This is a genomic window from Mammaliicoccus sp. P-M59 (genome assembly GCF_022386135.1).
Taxonomy (GTDB): domain Bacteria; phylum Bacillota; class Bacilli; order Staphylococcales; family Staphylococcaceae; genus Mammaliicoccus; species Mammaliicoccus sciuri_A.
In genome coordinates, this window is the sequence record NZ_JAJNJJ010000011.1 from 1 (window position 1) to 20793 (window position 20793).

Annotated in this window: 18 protein-coding genes and 1 pseudogene; 18 read left to right on the plus strand and 1 reads right to left on the minus strand. The window is 33.7% G+C overall.

Features of this window, described 5'->3' with window-relative positions:
• Nucleotides 1–483: 483 nt before the first annotated feature.
• The 15 genes and pseudogenes from LQ617_RS14225 to LQ617_RS14295 all read left to right on the plus strand — a co-directional run bounded on the left by LQ617_RS14225 (nucleotide 484) and on the right by LQ617_RS14295 (nucleotide 16360).
• Entirely contained in the window at nucleotides 484–1500 is a 1017-nt protein-coding gene (locus LQ617_RS14225) for a LysM peptidoglycan-binding domain-containing protein (protein ID WP_126477241.1), read from the plus strand.
• Between the two features lie 213 nt (nucleotides 1501–1713).
• Nucleotides 1714–3084 (plus strand): EVE domain-containing protein, encoded by a 1371-nt coding sequence (locus LQ617_RS14230; RefSeq protein ID WP_126477242.1) that lies wholly within the window; start codon nucleotides 1714–1716, stop codon nucleotides 3082–3084.
• Nucleotides 3085–3224: 140 nt separating this feature from the next.
• Nucleotides 3225–4598 carry an alanine/glycine:cation symporter family protein gene (locus LQ617_RS14235; RefSeq protein WP_126477243.1) on the plus strand — a complete coding sequence of 458 codons (1374 nt, stop codon included), beginning with the start codon at nucleotides 3225–3227 and terminating at the stop codon, nucleotides 4596–4598.
• Between the two features lie 242 nt (nucleotides 4599–4840).
• Nucleotides 4841–5200: a transcriptional regulator, SarA/Rot family gene (locus tag LQ617_RS14240; RefSeq protein WP_037588985.1), complete on the plus strand. Its 360-nt coding sequence runs from the start codon at nucleotides 4841–4843 to the stop codon at nucleotides 5198–5200.
• A gap of 127 nt (nucleotides 5201–5327) precedes the next feature.
• Nucleotides 5328–6747: pseudogene (nhaC, locus tag LQ617_RS14245) on the plus strand (Na+/H+ antiporter NhaC).
• A gap of 118 nt (nucleotides 6748–6865) precedes the next feature.
• Entirely contained in the window at nucleotides 6866–7273 is a 408-nt protein-coding gene (locus LQ617_RS14250; protein ID WP_239740658.1) for a thiol-disulfide oxidoreductase DCC family protein, read from the plus strand.
• 66 nt (nucleotides 7274–7339) lie between these two features.
• The gene (locus tag LQ617_RS14255; RefSeq protein ID WP_239740659.1) at nucleotides 7340–8305 is read left to right on the plus strand and encodes a LacI family DNA-binding transcriptional regulator; all 966 of its coding nucleotides are present in this window, start codon (nucleotides 7340–7342) and stop codon (nucleotides 8303–8305) included.
• Nucleotide 8306: 1 nt separating this feature from the next.
• Nucleotides 8307–9188, plus strand: coding sequence for a ribokinase (rbsK, locus tag LQ617_RS14260; RefSeq protein WP_239740660.1), 882 nt, complete (start codon nucleotides 8307–8309; stop codon nucleotides 9186–9188).
• Complete coding sequence (rbsD, locus tag LQ617_RS14265) at nucleotides 9181–9570, plus strand: D-ribose pyranase (RefSeq protein ID WP_159315426.1); 390 nt, start codon at nucleotides 9181–9183, stop codon at nucleotides 9568–9570. The genes rbsK and rbsD overlap by 8 nt, the downstream gene beginning before the upstream one ends.
• 11 nt (nucleotides 9571–9581) lie before the next feature.
• Nucleotides 9582–11078, plus strand: coding sequence for a sugar ABC transporter ATP-binding protein (locus LQ617_RS14270; protein WP_025906405.1), 1497 nt, complete (start codon nucleotides 9582–9584; stop codon nucleotides 11076–11078).
• Nucleotides 11059–11997, plus strand: coding sequence for an ABC transporter permease (locus LQ617_RS14275; protein ID WP_239740661.1), 939 nt, complete (start codon nucleotides 11059–11061; stop codon nucleotides 11995–11997). Before LQ617_RS14270 ends, LQ617_RS14275 begins: the two co-directional genes overlap by 20 nt.
• Before the next feature lie 24 nt (nucleotides 11998–12021).
• Nucleotides 12022–12936, plus strand: a complete 915-nt coding sequence (locus LQ617_RS14280) for a D-ribose ABC transporter substrate-binding protein (RefSeq protein ID WP_037588978.1) — start codon at nucleotides 12022–12024, stop codon at nucleotides 12934–12936.
• Between the two features lie 185 nt (nucleotides 12937–13121).
• The gene (locus LQ617_RS14285; RefSeq protein ID WP_025906400.1) at nucleotides 13122–13565 is read left to right on the plus strand and encodes a Dps family protein; all 444 of its coding nucleotides are present in this window, start codon (nucleotides 13122–13124) and stop codon (nucleotides 13563–13565) included.
• A gap of 139 nt (nucleotides 13566–13704) precedes the next feature.
• Nucleotides 13705–15114, plus strand: coding sequence for an FAD-binding oxidoreductase (locus LQ617_RS14290; RefSeq protein WP_025906398.1), 1410 nt, complete (start codon nucleotides 13705–13707; stop codon nucleotides 15112–15114).
• Nucleotides 15104–16360, plus strand: a complete 1257-nt coding sequence (locus LQ617_RS14295; protein ID WP_191836465.1) for a (Fe-S)-binding protein — start codon at nucleotides 15104–15106, stop codon at nucleotides 16358–16360. Before LQ617_RS14290 ends, LQ617_RS14295 begins: the two co-directional genes overlap by 11 nt.
• A 541-nt stretch (nucleotides 16361–16901) precedes the next feature.
• Here LQ617_RS14295 and deoD read toward each other — a convergent pair.
• Nucleotides 16902–17612 (minus strand): purine-nucleoside phosphorylase, encoded by a 711-nt coding sequence (gene deoD, locus LQ617_RS14300; protein ID WP_025906394.1) that lies wholly within the window; start codon nucleotides 17610–17612, stop codon nucleotides 16902–16904.
• Nucleotides 17613–17724: 112 nt separating this feature from the next.
• On the opposite strand from deoD, the gene LQ617_RS14305 reads away from it, so the two are divergent.
• From LQ617_RS14305 to LQ617_RS14315, 3 genes are all read left to right on the plus strand, one after another.
• The gene (locus LQ617_RS14305) at nucleotides 17725–18660 is read left to right on the plus strand and encodes a sugar-binding transcriptional regulator (protein ID WP_239740662.1); all 936 of its coding nucleotides are present in this window, start codon (nucleotides 17725–17727) and stop codon (nucleotides 18658–18660) included.
• A gap of 85 nt (nucleotides 18661–18745) precedes the next feature.
• Nucleotides 18746–19408, plus strand: a complete 663-nt coding sequence (gene deoC, locus LQ617_RS14310; RefSeq protein WP_037589818.1) for a deoxyribose-phosphate aldolase — start codon at nucleotides 18746–18748, stop codon at nucleotides 19406–19408.
• Between the two features lie 82 nt (nucleotides 19409–19490).
• On the plus strand, nucleotides 19491–20792 hold the full coding sequence (locus tag LQ617_RS14315) for a pyrimidine-nucleoside phosphorylase (protein ID WP_037589816.1): 1302 nt from the start codon (nucleotides 19491–19493) through the stop codon (nucleotides 20790–20792).
• Nucleotide 20793: the final 1 nt, after the last annotated feature.

Genomic DNA, 20793 nt, shown 5'->3' on the forward strand with positions numbered 1-20793 from the left:
GCACGAAGACTCGGAGATATCGTGCGCTAGGGTACAAAATAAGGGTGTAACGCACGAAGACTCGGAGATATCGTGCGCTAGGGTACAAAATCAGGGTGTAACGCACGAAGACTCGGAGATATCGTGCGCTAGGGTACAAAATCAGGGTGTAACGCACGAAGACTCGGAGATATCGTGCGCTAAGGTACAAAATAAGGGTGTAACGCACGAAGACTCGGAGATATCGTGCGCTAAGGTACAAAATCAGGTTGTGTCGCACGAACACTCACACATATTACCTTCCTACCCACGCCCAAATTACCTTGCGCTAGTTATAATATGCGATTTATTATATTTGTTCATTTTCTAATTAATCTTTAAAAGTAATATACTATTATAGGATTAATGAAAATGAAATAAAACTGTAATATAAACGGTAAAGGTTACGGTGTATAATTAATAAGAATTCATAAATAAACTGTAAGAAGATGGAGGTAAGTTATTTTGAAGAAAAAGACAATAGCGGCATTTGTTGGTGCTTCGGTTGCAGTTGCAGTATCTTCTCATCAAGCGGAAGCAGCAACTTATAAAGTTAAAAGTGGAGATTCTTTATGGCTGATTGCTGATAAGCATAATACGACGATTGCGAAAATTAAAAGCTTAAATAAATTAAGTTCAAATCTTATTTTCCCTAATCAAGTATTACAAGTTCCTGGTACTTCAAATTCATCAAGTACATCGAACACGAGCTCAAGAGCTACTTCAACTTCATCAACGACATATTACACAGTAAAATCGGGAGATACATTAGGGGTTATTGCTGGTAAATATGGTACGACGTATCAAAAAATTATGTCATTGAATGGGTTAAGTAACACGATTATTTATCCGGGACAAAAATTAAAAGTTAATGGAACAGCAAGTTCTAGTAGTAACACGGGTAGCTCTAGTAACAGTGGAGCGTCTAATGCTTCAGGTAGCACTTCTACTTATACAGTTAAGTCAGGAGATTCACTATCAGCGATTGCAGCTAGATATGGAACGACATACCAAAAAATTATGTCATTAAATGGTTTATCAAACTTTATCATTTATCCGGGACAAAAATTAAAAGTAAGTGGAACAGCATCAAGTTCAGGTTCTACTTCTAATTCAAATAACAACAGTGGTTACACATCACCGACATTCAATCATCAAAATTTATACGACTGGGGTCAATGTACATGGCATGTATTTAACCGTCGTAAAGCTATAGGTAAACCAATTAGTACTTATTGGTGGAATGCAAACAACTGGGCAAGTGCTGCTGCTAAAGATGGTTATGTTGTAAATCGTACACCTTCAGTTGGATCAATCCTTCAATCATCAGCTGGATACTATGGTCATGTATCATTTGTTGAAAGAATTAATTCAAACGGAAGCCTTCAAGTATCAGAAATGAACTTTAGTTCATCACCAGGTGTACTAACATACAGAACGATACCAGCTTCTCAAGTTTCAAGTTATAATTATATACATTAATCATTCAAGAGTCTTGGACATTATGATGTGTCCTCGGCTCTTTTTTTATGATTGTAAACATAGACATGAGTGTGAATGTCTTATACAATGTTAATATTAATGTGTTGTTAAAAAAGTAAATTTTAAGCGTAGTTTTTATATGAAAATAAATTAAGATATCAAAGTAAACATCATTATGAAAATCGATCATTATAGATATTAAGGAGTATACATATGTCTGAAGAAAGAAACTACTTTTGGTTAAATTGTGGATATAATAGGTGGCGTCATACGGAACCATTAGAAGGCCAAACTGCAGTGTTTGAATCAGGTGCAAGCTTTAATCCAACGCAAGGTTATCATGCATTTAAGACAGCTAAACCAGGAGATAAAGTCATTTATTATCAAGTGCAAAATCAAGTCGGCTTACTTGGATTCGGTGAAATCTTACAAGTTCAAACGGGTGGCAATCAAAAAGTAAGTATCCAATTTAAGTTTGAGCAATCTTTAACAATGTTATCAATTGAATATTTAAAGAGAAGTGAACAATTAGAATCTAGAATTAAACAAATGACAGAACAATTGTTTAATCGCATTACGAAAGAAGAATTCGATTTAATTATAGGGTTAGGACAAGGCGCTATAAAAATTCCTAGGTATTTTTTACTTACAGAAGAAATTCAATTTGAACCAGATCAAACGTATACAATATTTACACATACTGTAAATGGTATAAAGAGAAATGGTTATACGTACTATACTCAGTTGGAAATAGGAGACCAAATAATATTTTTAAGTAGAAATGCTAATCAGTCCATTATCGGAACTGGGGAAGTGTCAGATAGTATACATAAATTGCCACCACAACCAGGTAGAACAGATTCTACATGTATTGAAGTTAAATATCATGAAGATATTAACCCTGTGAATATTGGCGAATTAAATAGACATCAAACGTTAAAGAAATTATATTTCTTACAAGATAGTTCGAAACAATCTATTGCTAATTTAACAAAAGCACAATATGATGCGATGTTAGATATGAGTAACGGGACGTACAAAGAAAGTTCTAGTAATCAATATGAGATGTCTGTTCAACGTGATCAGGAAAATGAACCTAAAAAAGATAAACCTATTATTTTAATGCTCTGTGACAATAAAGAAGACGGTTTGAAAAAAGCGAAACATTATGTTGAACGTGAACTTGCGAAAGGTATATATACAGTAGGTCATCCTGATTTCTCAGAAGAAATGTTATACGGTCGATATTTACCAAATGAAAGTGGCGCTTTATATTATAGAGAAGGTTTCATTACAGGACATATTACGAACTCAGAAAGAGAATGGCTTGTGATTGACCAGTTTGAAAGAATAGATCCAGAAATCTTTCAATTATTCTTAAATGTGCTTGATGGTCATGAAATGACATTACCAAGATATAATCATGAAGGTAAGATGGTGAAGTGGAGTTTAGAAAAAGACTCATTCTATCGTCATAATCCTAAATGGCGCATGATTGGTTTATGTTACGGCTCGATTGAAGACATAAAAGAACAATATTCACATCAATTCTTAAAACATTGTAGAGTATTACATGTAGGATAAAATAGACGGAATAAAATCTTAACACTTAAGATTTTATTCCGTTTTTATTTTTTTAAAGGTTTATAAATTGCTGAATATTCTGTAATATAGAATTATGCTTGGTTAATATTTCACAAATAAAATTGCAAAGGGGTCATTTTATGGAGAAAATCGTAGCATTCTCAGATTGGTTATGGGGGTATCCAATCGTCACACTTTTATTAGTATCAAGTTTATTTTTAACATTGTATTTAGGATTAATACAATTTAGACATTTTGGTTATATGATGAAACAAACTTTTGGAAGTATTAATAAAGAACCTAAAGGTGAAGGTACAATTACGCCGAGGCAAGCGTTAACGTCAGCTTTATCATCAACAGTAGGTGCGGCAAACATTGTCGGTGTACCTACAGCCATTATGATGGGTGGACCTGGTGCAGTATTTTGGATGTTAGTAATCGCATTTCTAGGAATGGCATTAAAATATTCCGAAAACGTACTAGGTATATATTATCGTGAGAAAAACGATAAAGGAGAATTTGTTGGTGGACCTACATATTATATGAAAAAAGGTTTCAAAAATAAAAAAGTCGGATTAGTATTTTCATTTGTATTTGCATTTGCTTTAATGCTTGAACTTATCCCAAGTATTATGGTACAAGGGAATTCAGCTGCAAGTACTGTTCAAGATACATTCGATATTCATATGGGTATAACAGGAATCGTGTTAGCTGTTATTGCTGCTTTAGTTGTATTTGGTGGTATTCAGCGTATTGCAACATTTACCGAAATGATCGTACCGGTTATGGTCGGTTTATATTGTATTATGGGATTCTTGATTATCATACTGAATATTCAACATGTGCCTAGTGTAATTGCGTTAGTTGTTGAGAAAGCATTTAATCCAGATGCAGCATTAGGTGGTAGTTTCGGTGCTGCTTTAGCCACAACAGTACGTTGGGGATTTGCACGTGGTATTTATTCAAACGAAGCGGGTCTTGGTACGTCACCAATTGCGCATGCTGCTGCAAAGACTGACCATCCTGTAAGACAGGCATTCTGGAGTGTTAGTGAAATCGTTGTAGATACATTAATCATCTGTAGTACGACAGCGTTTGTCGTTTTAGTATCAGATGTATGGAAAGATAATGATGCTAAAGAACAATCCGCTGCACTGACAGCTCGTGCCTTTAATAATGCATTTGGAACATTTGGAAGTTGGATTGTATCTATTTCAATGGTCTTCTTCGTATTCTCAACAATCATCGTAGTTATATACTATGGATCAAGAATGGCAGAATATTTATTTGGCTTAACAGCAGGCTTTATTATGAAGGTTGTTTATGTACTCTCAATCGCGCTTGGTGCATTCGGTGCAGGTACACAACTTTGGAATTTATTAGATATCGCGCTTGCATGTATATTGATTCCGAATATTATCGCAGTCGTGATGTTAGCACCTAAAGTTAAAAGTTTAACTACAGAATTCTTTACAGGAAAAGAATTCTACTTAAAAGATAAAGCTAAAAAGTAAATATCTACAATTAATTGAATACAAGAAAAAGATTATAACGATTACAGTTATAATCTTTTTTTATTTGTAAAATAATAGTACTTCTATATACTTTGTGAGTTAGTGATTTCAGTTTGATAATTAACCACGAGAAAAATACATAAATTGTCAAATATATATTTAAATTCCATATTGATGTTATTTAATTTTGTGTTAAAATTATTTTAAGAAAATCAAATTCACGGGAAACAGGAGGTAAAACTATGAAGACTCAATCTTATTCAGAAGCAATTTCAACATGTTCAGAATTTTTCGATCAGCAAAATAAAATTGATAATATCTTTTTAGTTATTGAACAAAAGTATGGTCTAAAGAAGCATGAATTTTTCTTTTTAATGAAATTAAACGAAGTGGAAGAAGTGCATCTTAAAGATGCTATTGAAAAAGGCTATATTAAACAAAATAAATCAGCGAGAGCGATTAAACGTTTATTTGAGAAAAGATACATATTAAAAAATCGCTTAAAATCAGACGAACGAGCAGTAATTTTACGTTTTAACAATGAGTTCAAAGAAGAATTCAATGAAATTATGCAAGAAGTCATATATATGTTAAATGAATAATTATATAATTTATAAGTATGAGCCTGGTACAAAATATTTGTCCAGGCTTTGTCATTATGGGATTGTAATATGTTGCATAAACTATTAAAATTATAAATGTAAGCGCTTTATTTTTAGGAGGTTATCTATGGAGAATAATAGTACATCTAAGAAAGAAATTAGTTTCTTTTGGGCCGTTGTGCCATTTTTATTTATGATTATCAGTATGTTATTTACGGTAGTCGTTTTAGAGCAAGCTCCGCACATACCGTTAATGATAGGAACAGCAATTGCTGCAATTGTAGCTTACTATCATGGGTATAGTTGGCAAGACATCGAAGAAATGATGTATAAAGGTATTAGACTAGCCTTACCAGCAATCGTCATTATCATTTTAGTTGGTTTAATCATTGGTGCTTGGATAGGTGGAGGCGTAGTAGCCACAATGATTTACTATGGATTGAAATTAATAACGCCGTCATTATTTTTAGTAACCATCGCAGTTATTTGTGCAATCGTAGCATTAGCTATTGGTAGTAGTTGGTCAACAATGGCAACAGTTGGTGTAGCTGGTATGGGAATTGGATTAAGTATGGATATACCAGCAGGCATGATAGCAGGTGCTATTATATCTGGATCATACTTTGGTGATAAGATGAGCCCATTATCAGATACGACAAACTTAGCAGCAGGTCTAACAGGTACAGATTTATTTGATCATATTAAACACATGTTCTATACGACAGTACCTGCCGTTATTATTTCATTAATTGTATTTTTTATTTTAGGACAACAATTTTCAGCTTATGGACCAAGCAAAAATTGATGCCATCAATAATGAAATGCTAGACAAATTTACAATTTCACCGTGGTTGTTGCTCGTACCTGTAATAGTTATTATATTAGTTGCATTTAAAGTACCTGCAATACCAGCATTAGTTGTCGGTATTGTTTTAGGATTTTTATCGCAAATATTTATTCAAGGTGGAAGTCTACATGACAGTGTGAAGACATTACAAACTGGATTTGTATTAGAATCTAAAAATGATTTAGTCAAAGAATTGTTCAATAGAGGTGGATTAGAATCCATGTTCTATACAATTTCAATGACTATCGTTGCGATGACATTTGGAGGCATTCTTGAATATTCAGGCATGCTAAAATCAATCATTACAAAAATCTTAAAAATCGCAAAAGGTACTGGTGGTTTAATAGCATCTGTTATTATTTCATGTATAGGTACTAACGCTTCATGTTCAGAACAATACATATCGATTGTAGTACCTTCAAGAATGTACATTAATACATTTTTAGAAAGAAGACTACATCCGAAAAACTTATCACGTGCACTTGAAGACGGTGGTACAGTAACATCCGTATTCTTCTTGTGGAATACATGTGGTGTATTTATTGCCCAAACATTGAATGTGAACGTATTAGATTATGGCATTTATGCAGTATTCAACTATACGGTACCAATCATATCTGTCATCTTTGGATATGTAGGATTTAAAATTATCAAAATTAACGAAGAAGAATATAAAGCATTTAAAAAGCAAGCTGTTTAATAATAGAAATGATGAAGTGCTAGGACAGAAGAGTCCTAGCACTTTTTGTTAGGGACATTATTCGAAATTGTGTCTCTAAAACTTTTATTTATCATACTGTCGTGTTACGTTTAAGAAAATGATGATTGGAGTGATTGTTATCGCTATTGTTTATTATGATGGGGATTGTGGATACTGTAATCGTGCTGTGATGTGGTTAATTCATCATAAGATTTCGACTCGTTTTCAATTTGCTCAACTTGAATCTTCATATGGTGATCATTTATTTGAAGCGCGACCTGATTTGCAAAATATAGATAGCATTATTGTTGTAGATGGCGACAAAGTATGGATTAAATCAAACGCGATTATTCATTTATTAGGCCAAATAAAAGGCTATCAATTTTTAGGATGGACTTTGAAATGGATACCGAAATTTGTACGAGATATTGGCTATGATGCATTTGCCAAAATCAGACATAAAGTGATTTTGAAAAATGCTTGTCGATTACCGACACCTGAAGAAAGAAAATATTTTTTAAATTAATATTGCATAAATAAAGATTGCGTGATATCCTTTTGTGTAAACGGTTACACAAAAGGAAGTTGAAGTATGGCAACAATTAAACAAGTTGCGCAACATGCAGGAGTATCTGTTGCTACTGTATCTAGAGCGCTGAATAAAAGTGGTTATGTTAAGAAGGAAACACAAGATAAAATTGATAAAGCAATTCAAGAATTAAATTATCGACCTAATGAAACAGCAAGAACTTTATATAAACGACAATCTAGAATGATAGGACTATTGTTACCAGATATGAGTAACCCTTTTTTTACAGTAGTTGCTAGAGGTGTTGAAGATGAAGCGATGGCGATGGGCTATCATATCATTATTGGAAATGGTGATGGTAATGATGAGAAAGAGCTTGCTTATTTAAATACATTTAACGTACATAATTGTAGTGGTATTATTGCTTCACAATTATCGAGTAAGGAAACTTTTGATTCATTTAAATCTTATAATATGCCTTTTGTTCTATTAGACCGTGTGTACGAAGATCATGAATTTGTTGAAACAAATCATTACAAAGGTGGACAACTTCAAGCTCAGGCAGTGATTAACGGTAAAGCACAATCTGTTCTTATTTTAGAACAAGATTTAAATTACAAATCATTTAGAGAGCGATTCAATGGTGCGAAGTTAATGTTAGATGAAGCGGGTATCACGTATGTTTCAGCTAATGAATTATCTTTAACAGAAGATGATTTGCTTAACTTAATTAAAGAACACGACATTGATAGCATTATTTGTAGTAATGATGTTGGCGCATTTAACGTCATGAGTATTCTTTATAATCATCAATACAAAGTGCCCGATGATATACAAGTGGTTGGTTATGATGATATACCGTTATCACGTACATATTCACCAAGTTTAACAACGATTCATCAACCTGCTTATTTAATTGGTCAAAAAGCATGCCAACAATTAATTAAACAGTTGGAAGGTAAACAAAGAAAACATCATCAAATATTAGATGTTACTTTAGTGGAAAGACAATCAACAAGGAGAGATTAATATGAAGAAAATAACAGTTATCGGAAGTATGTCTATAGATTTAGTTGTATCAGCGTCTAAAAGACCAGGTAAAGGAGAAACAATTCTTGGGGACGATTTCTTTACAACACCTGGTGGGAAAGGTGCTAACCAAGCAGTCGCAGCTGCAAGATTAGGGGATAACGTACATATGATTGGTAGAGTTGGTGATGATGATTTTGGTAAAGAAATATACGAAAATCTTCAAAAAAATCACGTTATTGTGGATGGTGTGGAACCCGTTACACAAATGCCATCAGGAACAGCACATATAACATTATCTGAACAAGATAATAGTATTATTGTCGTACCTTCAGCTAACAATGAAGTGACACCAGACTATGTTAAAAAACATCTAGAAGCATTGTCAGAAGGCGATATCGTTTTATTACAACAAGAAATTCCAAGTGAAACAGTTGAATTTGCGGTTAAATATTGTTCAGAACATGGTTTGATTTCAATTCTGAATCCCGCACCATATAGAGGAGTAAGCAACACTGTTATTGAAAAAGTCGATTATTTAACACCGAACGAAACAGAAAGTGATGAGATGTTTAAAGGTGAATTAGATGAAGCGTTAGCAGCTTATCCAATGAAATTGATTGTAACTTTAGGTGATAAAGGTGCAGCTTATCATAATGGTAAAGAAAAAGTTCAAGTACCAGGTTATAAACGTGAAGTGAAAGATACGACAGGTGCTGGTGATACATTTAATGGTGCATTTGCAGTAGCGCTTCAAAAAGAATACAGCTTAGATCAAGCATTAGCATTTGCTAATTTAGCAGCAAGTCATTCAGTAACTGGATTAGGTGCACAAGGCGGAATGCCAACATTACAAGATATTGAAGGAGAATGGCATGTATAAGACAGGGATATTAAACAGTGAAATTTCTAAAGTATTAAGCGATCTTGGTCATACTGATCGTATTGTGATAGCAGATTGTGGTTTACCAGTACCGAAAGGCGTGCGAAAAATTGATTTAGCACTGACTTTTGGTGTACCAAGTTTTGAAAGCGTTTACGCTATTTTGTTAGAACATATGTCTGTACAGAAAATGATTTTTGCAGAAGAAATGAAGACGGATAATTCAACACTTTATGAAAAGATTCAAGAAACAGATGTTGAAAGAGAATTTGTATCACACGAAGCATTTAAAAAATTAACACAAGATACTGTCGCAATTATAAGAACAGGGGAAGCAACACCATATGCAAACGTCATATTAGAAAGTGATGTTTTATTTTAAGGAGGGATTTCATGCTAGAAATGTCTGGTGTACATAAAGCGTTTGGCCAAAATAAAGTGTTAACAGGCGTAGATTTTAAATTAAAAGAAGCTTCAGTTCATGCACTTATGGGAGAAAATGGTGCAGGAAAATCTACTTTAATGAAGATTCTTGTTGGTATTCATGAAAAAGATGCAGGTCAAATTAATTATCACAATCAAGAAGTTGTCTTTAAAGATGCCCAAATGTCAGAAGAAGCAGGTATTACGTTTATACATCAAGAGCTTAATATTTGGCCAGAGTTAACAGTACTTGAAAATTTATTTATCGGGAAAGAAATGCGAAATAAATTTGGCATATTAAATGAGAAGAAAATGAAGCAAGAAGCATTAAAAGTCTTTGAAAAATTAAACTTTAATATCTCATTGAAGAAAGTTGCAGGAAAATGTTCAATCGGTGAACAACAAATGATAGAAATTGCAAAAGCTTTAATGACCAATGCAAAAATTATCATCATGGATGAGCCAACTGCAGCACTTACAGATAAAGAAATCACACAGTTATTTAAACTTATTAAAAATCTTCAAAATCAAGGCGTTTCATTCGTTTATATTTCACATAGAATGGCTGAGATATTTGAGATTTCTGATGAAATTACCGTTATGAGAGATGGTAAAACTGTATTATACAAACCTACAAGCGAAACCAATTACGATGAAATTGTTAAATCAATGGTAGGTAGAGACTTAACAGAGCAGTTCCCAGAAAGAACCGTTGAACCAGGTGAAACATTGATGCATGTTAAATCCCTAAATAATGATGAACAAGGCATCAAAGATATTTCATTCTCATTAAGAAAAGGTGAAATATTAGGATTTAGTGGTTTAATGGGTGCTGGTAGAACTGAGATTATGAGAAGTCTGTTCGGAATTGATAAAGGTCATAAAGATATAGACATTAATGGTAAATCCGTATTGATTAAGTCACCGGAAGATGCAATGAAACATGGTCTAGGCTTAATTACTGAAAATAGAAAAGATGAAGGACTGATTCTCGATTTCTCAATCGAACATAATATGGTTCTACCATCTCTTGAAAGCTTTTCAAATAAAGGATTTATTAAAGAACAAGCGACGCATGTGTTTGCAGATCAAATGAGCAAAAGGCTCAATATTAAGACACCAAGAAAAGCTCTAGTATCCTCACTTTCAGGTGGTAACCAACAAAAAGTAGTATTGGCAAAATGGATTGGTACAGGTGCTCAAATATTGATTTTAGATGAACCGACAAGAGGGATAGACGTTGGTGCTAAGCGAGAAATTTATCAATTGATGAATGAGCTAACTGAACGTGGTGTGTCGATTATTATGATTTCTTCAGAGTTACCAGAAGTTATCGGCATGAGTGATCGCGTTATTGTAGTTCAAGAAGGTAATATTAAAGGTGAAGTTGAAGGCGAAAATATAACAGAAGAAAATATTATGACATTAGCTACAGGAGGGGAATTACATGCAACAACTAACAGCTAAGACTTCATTAGTCGAAAAAATTATTCCATTTATAGGACTTATATTATTAATCGTCGTGATTAGTATTATGAACTCTGCATTTCTAGATTTATCGAATTTATTAAACTTATTAAGACAAGTTTCAATTAACGGGTTAATTGCTTTTGGTATGACATTTGTTATTTTAACTGGCGGCATAGACTTATCAGTCGGTTCGATACTCGCATTATCAAGTGCATTTACTGCAATCTTAATTACTAGTGGTTTAGATCCAATCGTAGCATTGATTGTCGGAGTACTTGGTGGTTTCTTATTAGGTGTATTTAACGGTGTATTAGTAACATTCGGGAGTATGGCACCATTCATTGCAACACTTGCAACGATGACAATATTTAGAGGTTTAACACTCGTTGTAACAGATGGTAACCCTATTACTAATTTAGGTGATAGTTATATGTTCCAACTATTTGGTAAAGGTTATTTCTTCGGTATTCCAGTACCAGCAGTCACAATGATTATTGTATTTATTATATTGGCGATTATTTTACAAAAAACAACATTTGGTAGACATACATATGCTATCGGTGGTAATGAAGTCGCTTCAAAAATTTCTGGTATTAAAGTAAACAGAGTGAAAATTTTAATTTATGGTATTTCTGGTTTAATGTCTGCATTAGCAGGTGCATTTTTAACATCACGTTTAAACTCAGCTCAACCAACAGCGGGTACTTCATATGAGTTAGATGCTATCGCTGCAGTTGTATTAGGCGGAACTTCTTTAACAGGCGGTAAAGGTAGAATTGTTGGAACGCTTATTGGTGTACTTATTATTGGTGTACTTAATAACGGTCTGAATTTATTAGGAGTATCATCATTCTACCAACAAGTCGTAAAAGGTATTGTTATTTTAATTGCTGTATTAATAGATAGAAAAAAATAATCAATTAGATTGAGGGGAAAACAAATGAAGAAATTATTAATACTATTAATGACAACTGTGTTATTTTTAGCGGCATGTTCACTTGAATCGCCTTTGAAAAAAGATAATGAAGGTAAAACAAATAAGAAAAAATCTGATATAACGATTGGTGTCAGTGTTTCAACATTAAATAACCCATTCTTCGTTTCAATTAAAGAAGGTATTGAAAAAGAAGCTGAAAAACAAGGTATGAAAGTAAAAGTAGTTGATGCAAGAGATGATTCAGCTAAACAAACAAATGATATAGAAGATTTAGTTCAACAACAAGTTGATTATTTAGTTGTCAATCCTACTGATTCTAGTGCAATTTCTAGTGCCGTTCAGTCAGCAAATAATGAAGGTATACCTGTTATTACATTAGATAGATCAGTTGATAAAGGTGATGTTGCAACATTTATCGCTTCAGATAACGTTGAAGGCGGTAAAATGGGCGGACAATTTATTTTAGATAAATTAAGTAAAAATGCTAAAGTTGCTGAATTAGAAGGTGTTCCAGGTGCAAGTGCAACAAGAGAAAGAGGAGAAGGCTTCCATAAAGTTGCCGACAAATCACTTGATGTCATTGCTAAACAAAGTGCTAAGTTTGATCGAGCAGAAGGATTAAACGTGACACAAAATATCTTACAAGCACATCCAGAAGTAGAAGCGATATTCTCACACAATGATGAAATGGCACTTGGTGCTATCGAAGCAATTGGTGATAAAGATGTAATCGTAGTTGGATTTGATGGTAATGAAGATGCAATGAAAGCAATTAAAAGTGGCAAATTAGATGCAACTGTCGCACAACAACCTGATAAGATGGGTAAAGCTTCAGTAGACTCTATCATTAAATTGATGGACGGTAAGAAACTTGAGAAAGAAATTAAGATTCCACTTAAGCTTGAGAAAGCAGAATAAATGTTTATAAAACGATAAAGAAGGTATAAGTCTAATGTAGGCTTTACCTTCTTTTTTATGTAGATTTAAACTCTTATTTATAATTATTATAAATAAGTTGCTAAATATCGTTGACAGATTAGAATGATTATAATATAATAATTAATGTAATCAAGAAAAGATAACTACAGAGGAGTGTAAAATAAATGACAAATAATAAAGAAGTAATCGAAGCGTTAAATAAACAAGTAGCAGAGTGGACAGTATTATATACTAAATTACACAACTATCACTGGTATGTTAAAGGACCAAATTTCTTCTCACTACATGAGAAATTTGAAGAACTTTACAATGAAGCAAGTGTGTATGTTGACGATTTAGCTGAACGTATTTTAGCAATTGAAGGTAATCCTATCGCTACTTTAAGAGAAGCATTAGAATGGTCAGTTATTGAAGAAGCTGAGAAAAACTTAACTGCAAACCAAATGGTTGAACAATTATCTAAAGACTTCACAACTGTAATTGCTCAATTAGAAGAAGGTATTCAATTAGCAGAAAAAGTTAATGACGATATGACTGGTGACATGTTATTAGCAATGGTAACAAGTCTTGAAAAACACAACTGGATGTTAAAATCATTCTTAAAATAATATTGAATTACAAATACCTAATCCATGAACATATTGGATTAGGTATTTTTTAATTATAAATGTAAACGTATTCACTTGAAATGAAAATTAAAGTAAACAGTGCTATCATGAATATAATTTCATATTGAGGGGGGATAACATGGAAGAACTCTATCATGCTTTAAAGAAACATTTAGATAATGGGCGCGTTTCTAAAGAAGTAGCGGATCTTTCAAGTTATAGTTTTGATGCTTCTTTCGGTGAATATATGCCTGATATTATTTGTCAGCCAATGTCTACTGAAGAAGTGGTGCATATTGTAAAGTTAAGTAATCAATATGACGTACCGATTTATCCGAGAGGTAGTGGTACAAGTTTAAGTGGAGGACCACTTGCAGTTCATGGTGGTATTGTGTTGGATTTTTCAAGATGGGACAATGAAATAACAGTTTACGAAAATGATTTAATGATGGAAGTTTCACCAGGTGTTATCACTGAGAAAATTCATAAAGTTGCTGAATCCTATGGACTGATGTATCCACCTGATCCATCCAGTTCTCGTGTTTCAACAATTGGGGGAAACTTGGCTGAAAATGCAGGTGGACCAAGATGCTTAAAGTATGGTGTCACGAAAGACTATGTTGTTGGATTAGAAGTCGTAACGGCCAACGGAGATATAATTCACTGTGGTGGACGCACAGTAAAAAATGTAACAGGTTATGATATGACGAAATTAATCGTAGGGTCAGAAGGTACGCTCGGTATTATTACAAAAGCTACTTTACAATTGATTCCTAAGCCGATTGATACAAAGACGGCAATGTTGCAGTTTGATGATTTTATTACGTCAGGTGAAGCGGTATCCAAAATTTTAAGATCAGGTATATTACCTTCTAAAATCGAAATTATGGATAAATATTGTGTTGATGCTGTATTGTCGACACATCCAATTGAGAATGTGACAGCCGATGCTGAGTCGGTATTGTTGGTCGAATTAGATGGTCATCCTTTAGCACTTGAAGCAGAAATGAAAATAATTGAAGAAACATGTGCTGCGTTACCTGGATGTAAAGTTATTATTGCTGAAGATGAAAAACAGGCATCTGAACTTTGGGAAGTGCGTAAACTTGTGTCACCAGCTATCGTGAAATTTGGACCGACAAAGATAAGTGAAGATACAAGTGTGCCGGTTAGTCAAATTCCAGCTTTCTTTGAAGAAATCGAAAGAATCCGACAAACTTATCAATTAAATTTAGTTGTGTTTGGGCATGCTGGAGATGGCAATTTACATCCTAATATTATTACGGATAAACGTAAGCCAGAAGAAATGAAACGAGCTGAAGAAGCAGTTGCTGAAATTTTTAAAGCTTCACTGAAATTAGGCGGTACATTAAGTGGTGAACATGGTATTGGATTGTTTAAAAAGCCATTTATGTATAACGAATTTGATGAAGCAGGCATGAAATTTATGAAAGATGTAAAACAAGCATTGGACCCTAATAATCGTCTGAATCCAGGTAAAATCTTTCCGGACGAGCATGAAAGGTTTGTGTTAGTCCATGACGAATAATCTAATCGAAAAATTAGCTTATGATCCAACTTTTGATTGTGTTCAATGTGGCTTTTGTTTACCGTCTTGCCCTACATATTTAACGATGAAAGAAGAAAAACATTCTCCTCGAGGTAGAATCAATCTCGTTAAATATGCAGTTGAAGGTAAAGCTGAACTTAAAGATTTAGAAGAAGCAATTGATTTATGTTTAGGCTGTAGACAATGTGAAACAGTTTGTCCAACGAATGTTCAGTATGGAGACATTTATGAATCGGCAGTCGAAGTATTACGAGAAAAGCGAAATAAAAAATTAGACACTCAAATTATGTCTGTATTTTTAGAACGTCAATATATGATAGATGCGATGTATAAAGGCTTGAAGCTCTATCATACGTCATTTGTTTCAGGGATTTTAAGTAAGACAAATGCATTGAAATTACTACCTGAAAGATTAAGCAATATGGCGATGATTTTGCCACCAGTTCAAAAAGATAAACGACCTTATCAAACGCCTTTTAGAACGAAAAAAACAACAATTGGCTTTTTCAGAGGTTGTATGATGGATTCATTTTTCTCACATATAAACGATCTTGCGATAAAAATTTTAGAAGCGCATAATATTCAAGTTGTAGAAATTAAACAACAAACATGTTGTGGCGCACTTCAACATCACGCTGGAGAAATGGATAAAGCAAGAAAATTAGCCAAATTAAATATTGAAGCGCTAGAAAAATATGATGTAGACTATTATGTCAATGCTATTGGTGGTTGTGGTGCTTCGTTAATAGAATATGATCATTTATTGAGAAATGAAGCGGAGTGGAAAGCTAGAGCAGAACAGTTTGTTGATAAAGTGAGAGATATATCGGTTATATTAGAAGATATTGACTTGAACTTAGAACACCCGATTAATATTCAAGCCACATATCAGCCATCATGTCATTTGCAAAACGTACAACATGTATTCAATGAACCTGAAAAAGTAATCAACCAAATAAAAGGACTAACATATAAAGTATTACCCGAAAAAGACATCTGTTGCGGTTCAGCAGGGATATATAATATCGTGAATTATGATGCATCGATGGAAATATTAAATCGAAAAATGAGTCACGTAAAAGAAATAGAACCACAATTAATCATCACATCAAATCCAGGATGTCACTTGCAAATGTTGCTAGGTGTTAAAAATGAAGGATTAGAAGATAAAATACAAGTCAAACATATTGTGGAAGTCGTAGCAGAAGCGTGCGGTATAGAATAATGAGGATGTCGAGATGAAGGTGAGAGATGATGGGTGCGGGTGTTAGGGACAGAATTCAGAGAAATGTCCGTAAGAAGTTGTCCACCTAATAACCACAATTCGAAATAATGGAAGTTAGCGAGCTCTAATTACCAGAATTCAGAATATTGGAAGTTAGCGGATTCTAATTACCACAATTCGGAATAATGGAAGTTACAGGATTCTAACTACCACAATTTGGAATAATGGAAGTTAGCGAGCTCTAATTACCACAATTCAGAATAATGGAAGTTACAGCATTCTAATTACCAGAATTCGGAATAATGGAAGTTAGCGGATTCTAATTACCAGAATTCAGAATAATGGAAGTTACAGCGTTCTAACTACCAGAATTCGAAATAATGGAAGTTAGCGGATTCTAATTACCAGAATTCAGAATAATGGAAGTTAGCGACATCTAATTATCTAAATTCTTAAACCTAACGCAATCTATATTACTCCTTCACTTTCACAAATGAAAAGAGCTGAGACGGTAATCATCGTCTCAGCTCTCTTTTTATAATTATTCTGCGATTTCTAATGCAATTTCCATCATTTGTGTAAATGAATTTTGTCTTTCTTCTGCTGTTGTTGCTTCATCTCTTAATAAGTGGTCACTTACTGTGAAGATACCTAATGCTTTTTTACCAGCTGCTGCGGCATTTACATATAATCCTGCTGATTCCATTTCTACGCCTAAGATACCTAATCTAGCCCATTTGCTTGTTACTTCTGAGTCTGCATTATAGAAAATATCACTTGAGAAGATATTACCTACGTGTGATGTTGCGCCAATTTCATCAGCTTTGTTTTTAGCGCTTGCTACTAAACCGAAGTCTGCGATTGGTGCGAAGTAACCTGGTACGTTGAATTGATCAACATAACGAGAGTTTGTAGATGCACCTTGAGCGATAATAATATCGTATAAGTTGATATCTTCTTGCATAGCACCACATGATCCGATACGAATAATTGTGTCTACGTCAAAGAAATTATAAAGTTCATAAGAATAAATACCGATTGAAGCGATACCCATACCTGAACCCATTACAGATACTTCTTTACCTTTATAAGTTCCTGTGTAACCTAACATATTTCTTACATCGTTGAATTGTTCTACATTTTCTAAAAAGTTTTCAGCGATAAATTTAGCACGTAATGGATCCCCCGGCATTAGTACTGTTTTTGCGATTTTTACACCATTTGGTTGAATATGTGGTGTTCCTTGAGTCATAACTATCTTCTCCTTTAAATAAAATAAAAGTTTTTTCATCTTAAAGATAACATTTGTTTAAATTTTTTGCGAATTTTTGTACGATAAGAGTGAAAGAAAGTGGTGAATAGGGATGGATTTACAAAAGAACAAGGATAGTATCAAGATTGCTAAGCTTTATTATCAAGAAGGTTTGAGCCAAGAAGCGATTGCGAAAAAATTAAATATTTCAAGACCAACGATATCAAGATTATTGAATCATGCTAAAAATCAAGGCTTTGTGACGATTAAAATTGATGACCCTTATCAAGATGCAGAAAGTTTGGCTTCACTTTTAAAAGCGAAATACAATTTAAAAGATTGTGTTGTTGAACATGCATCTTATAACGATTATTCAAATATTCAAACGGCTATTGGTAAAAAGACTGCTGAATATTTAAATAAAATTGTGAAAAACGGGGATAATATTGGTATAAGTTGGGGTAAAACGATGTATCAAGTTTCTCAATATCTAGAACAAAGTCATTTTAATGATATTGGTATTATCCAGTTGAAGGGCGGTATTAGTTTTTCAGATGTTGATACAAGAAGTCATCAAATTCTAGAAAGATTTGCTCAAGCTTATAATGCGACGCCGAGAGATTTACCATTACCCGTTATTTTTGATGTAAAAGAAGTTAAAGATATGGTTGAAAAAGACCGACATATTAAATCAATACTTGATCAAGGTAGACAAGTTGATGTTGCGATTTTTACTGTAGGAACTGTAAGAGATTCTGCCCTATTATTTAAACTTGGATTTTTGAGTGAAGAAGAAAAAGACAGACTTAAAAAATCAGCAGTCGGAGATATTTGTTCAAGATTTTATGATAGCAAAGGTGAAGTAGCAGACGAAGCTATTAATAATCGTACAATAGGTATTGAACTTGATGCGTTGAAAGGCATAGAACATTCAGTATTAGTTGCTGGAGGTGAGCATAAAGTCGCTTCTATTCGAGGTGCACTTGAAGGTAAATTGAGTAATATTTTAATTACAGATCAATACACTGCACAGGCGTTATTAGATTAGTGAACAATATTTCAGTTATCGTTTTACAAATGTTCAACAACGTTATATAATAGAGTTAATCAAAAAAATATTAGGAGGATTCAACATGTCATTAGCTAAATATATCGATCACACAGCACTAAAACCAGATACGACTTTGGAACAAATTGATGCTTTATTAAGTGAAGCGAAAGAATATGGATTCAAATCAGTATGTGTCAATCCTACACACGTTGCACATGCCAAGAAAGCTTTAGAAGGGTCAGATGTACTTGTATGTACAGTAATCGGATTCCCTCTTGGAGCAAACACAAGTGAAGTTAAAGCATTTGAAACAGAAGATGCAATTAAAAAAGGTGCTCAAGAAGTAGATATGGTTATCAACATTGGCGCATTAAAAGACGGCAGAGATGAAGATGTTAAAAAAGATATCGAAAGTGTTGTTTCAGCAGCTAACGGTGTAACAACTAAAGTTATCATTGAAACTTCATTATTAACAGATGCTGAAAAAGTGAGAGCATGTGAACTTGCTGTTGCAGCAGGTGCTGATTTTGTTAAAACTTCAACAGGATTTTCAACTGGTGGTGCAACTGCAGAAGATATTAAATTAATGCGTGAAACAGTTGGTCCTGATTTAGGCGTAAAAGCTTCTGGCGGTATCCGTTCATACGAAGATGTTAAAACAATGATAGATAATGGTGCAACACGTATCGGTGCTTCAGCAGGCGTTAAAATTTTAAAAGGTGAAGCGTCAGATTCAGATTACTAAAAATTAATGGTACTTGAAATAGTACCTTTAATTTTTCAAATTAAGGTAAGCGTATTCATACAAAAATTGGAGGGTATTAACGATGAGAATGGTTGATGTAATTGCAAAGAAACGTGACGGGAAAGAATTAACGAAAGAAGAAATTGAATTTTTTGTTAAAGGATATACTGCAGGCGATATTCCGGATTACCAAGCGTCTAGTTTAGCAATGGCTATATATTTTCAAGATATGACAGATGAAGAACGTGCAAACTTAACAATGGCTATGGTTGAATCAGGCGATCAAATTGATTTATCTGAAATTGAAGGTATTAAAGTTGATAAGCACTCTACAGGTGGCGTAGGTGATACAACAACACTTGTGCTAGCGCCTTTAGTAGCAGCATTAGACGTACCAGTCGCAAAAATGAGTGGACGTGGTTTAGGTCATACAGGTGGTACAATCGATAAACTTGAAGCGGTTGAAGGTTTCCATGTTGAAATCAGTGAGCAAGAATTTATCGACCTAGTGAACAAAGATAAAGTAGCTGTAATCGGTCAAACAGGTAACTTAACACCTGCAGATAAAAAGCTTTATGGCTTACGAGATGTTACAGGTACAGTCAATTCAATTCCATTAATTGCATCTTCAATTATGAGTAAGAAAATTGCAGCAGGTGCAGATGCGATTGTCTTAGATGTTAAGACTGGTGCAGGTGCATTTATGAAGACGATTGAAGATTCTGAGTTACTTGCGCATGCAATGGTAAAAATCGGGAATAATGTAGGTAGAAATACAATGGCAATTATTTCTGATATGAGCCAACCTTTAGGAAGAGCAATTGGTAATGGCTTAGAAGTGAAAGAAGCGATTGAAACATTAAAAGGCGAAGGTCCAGAAGATTTAACTGAACTTGTATTAACTTTAGGTTCTCAAATGGTTGTATTAGCTAAGAAAGCTGAAACTTTAGATGAAGCGAGAGAAAAACTTTTAGAAGTGATTCAAAATGGTAAAGCATTAGAAAAATTCAAAGTATTCCTTGAAAATCAAGGTGGAGACGGTTCTGTAGTAGATGACGTTACGAAGTTACCACAAGCTCAATATACTTTTGAAGTTAAAGCTGAAACTTCAGGTTATGTATCACACATCGTTGCAGATGAAATTGGTGTTGCTTCAATGCTTTTAGGTGCAGGTAGAGCAACAAAGGATGATATAATTGACTTGGCAGTTGGTTTAGTATTAAATAAAAAAGTTGGCGATAAAGTTGAAGCGGGTGAATCGTTAGTAACGATTTACGCAAATCAAGAAGATGTTAAAGATGTAGAAGCTAAAATTTTAGAAAACATCACAATTTCTGACGAACAAGTTAAACCAACATTAATTCATAAAGTGATTACAGATTAGG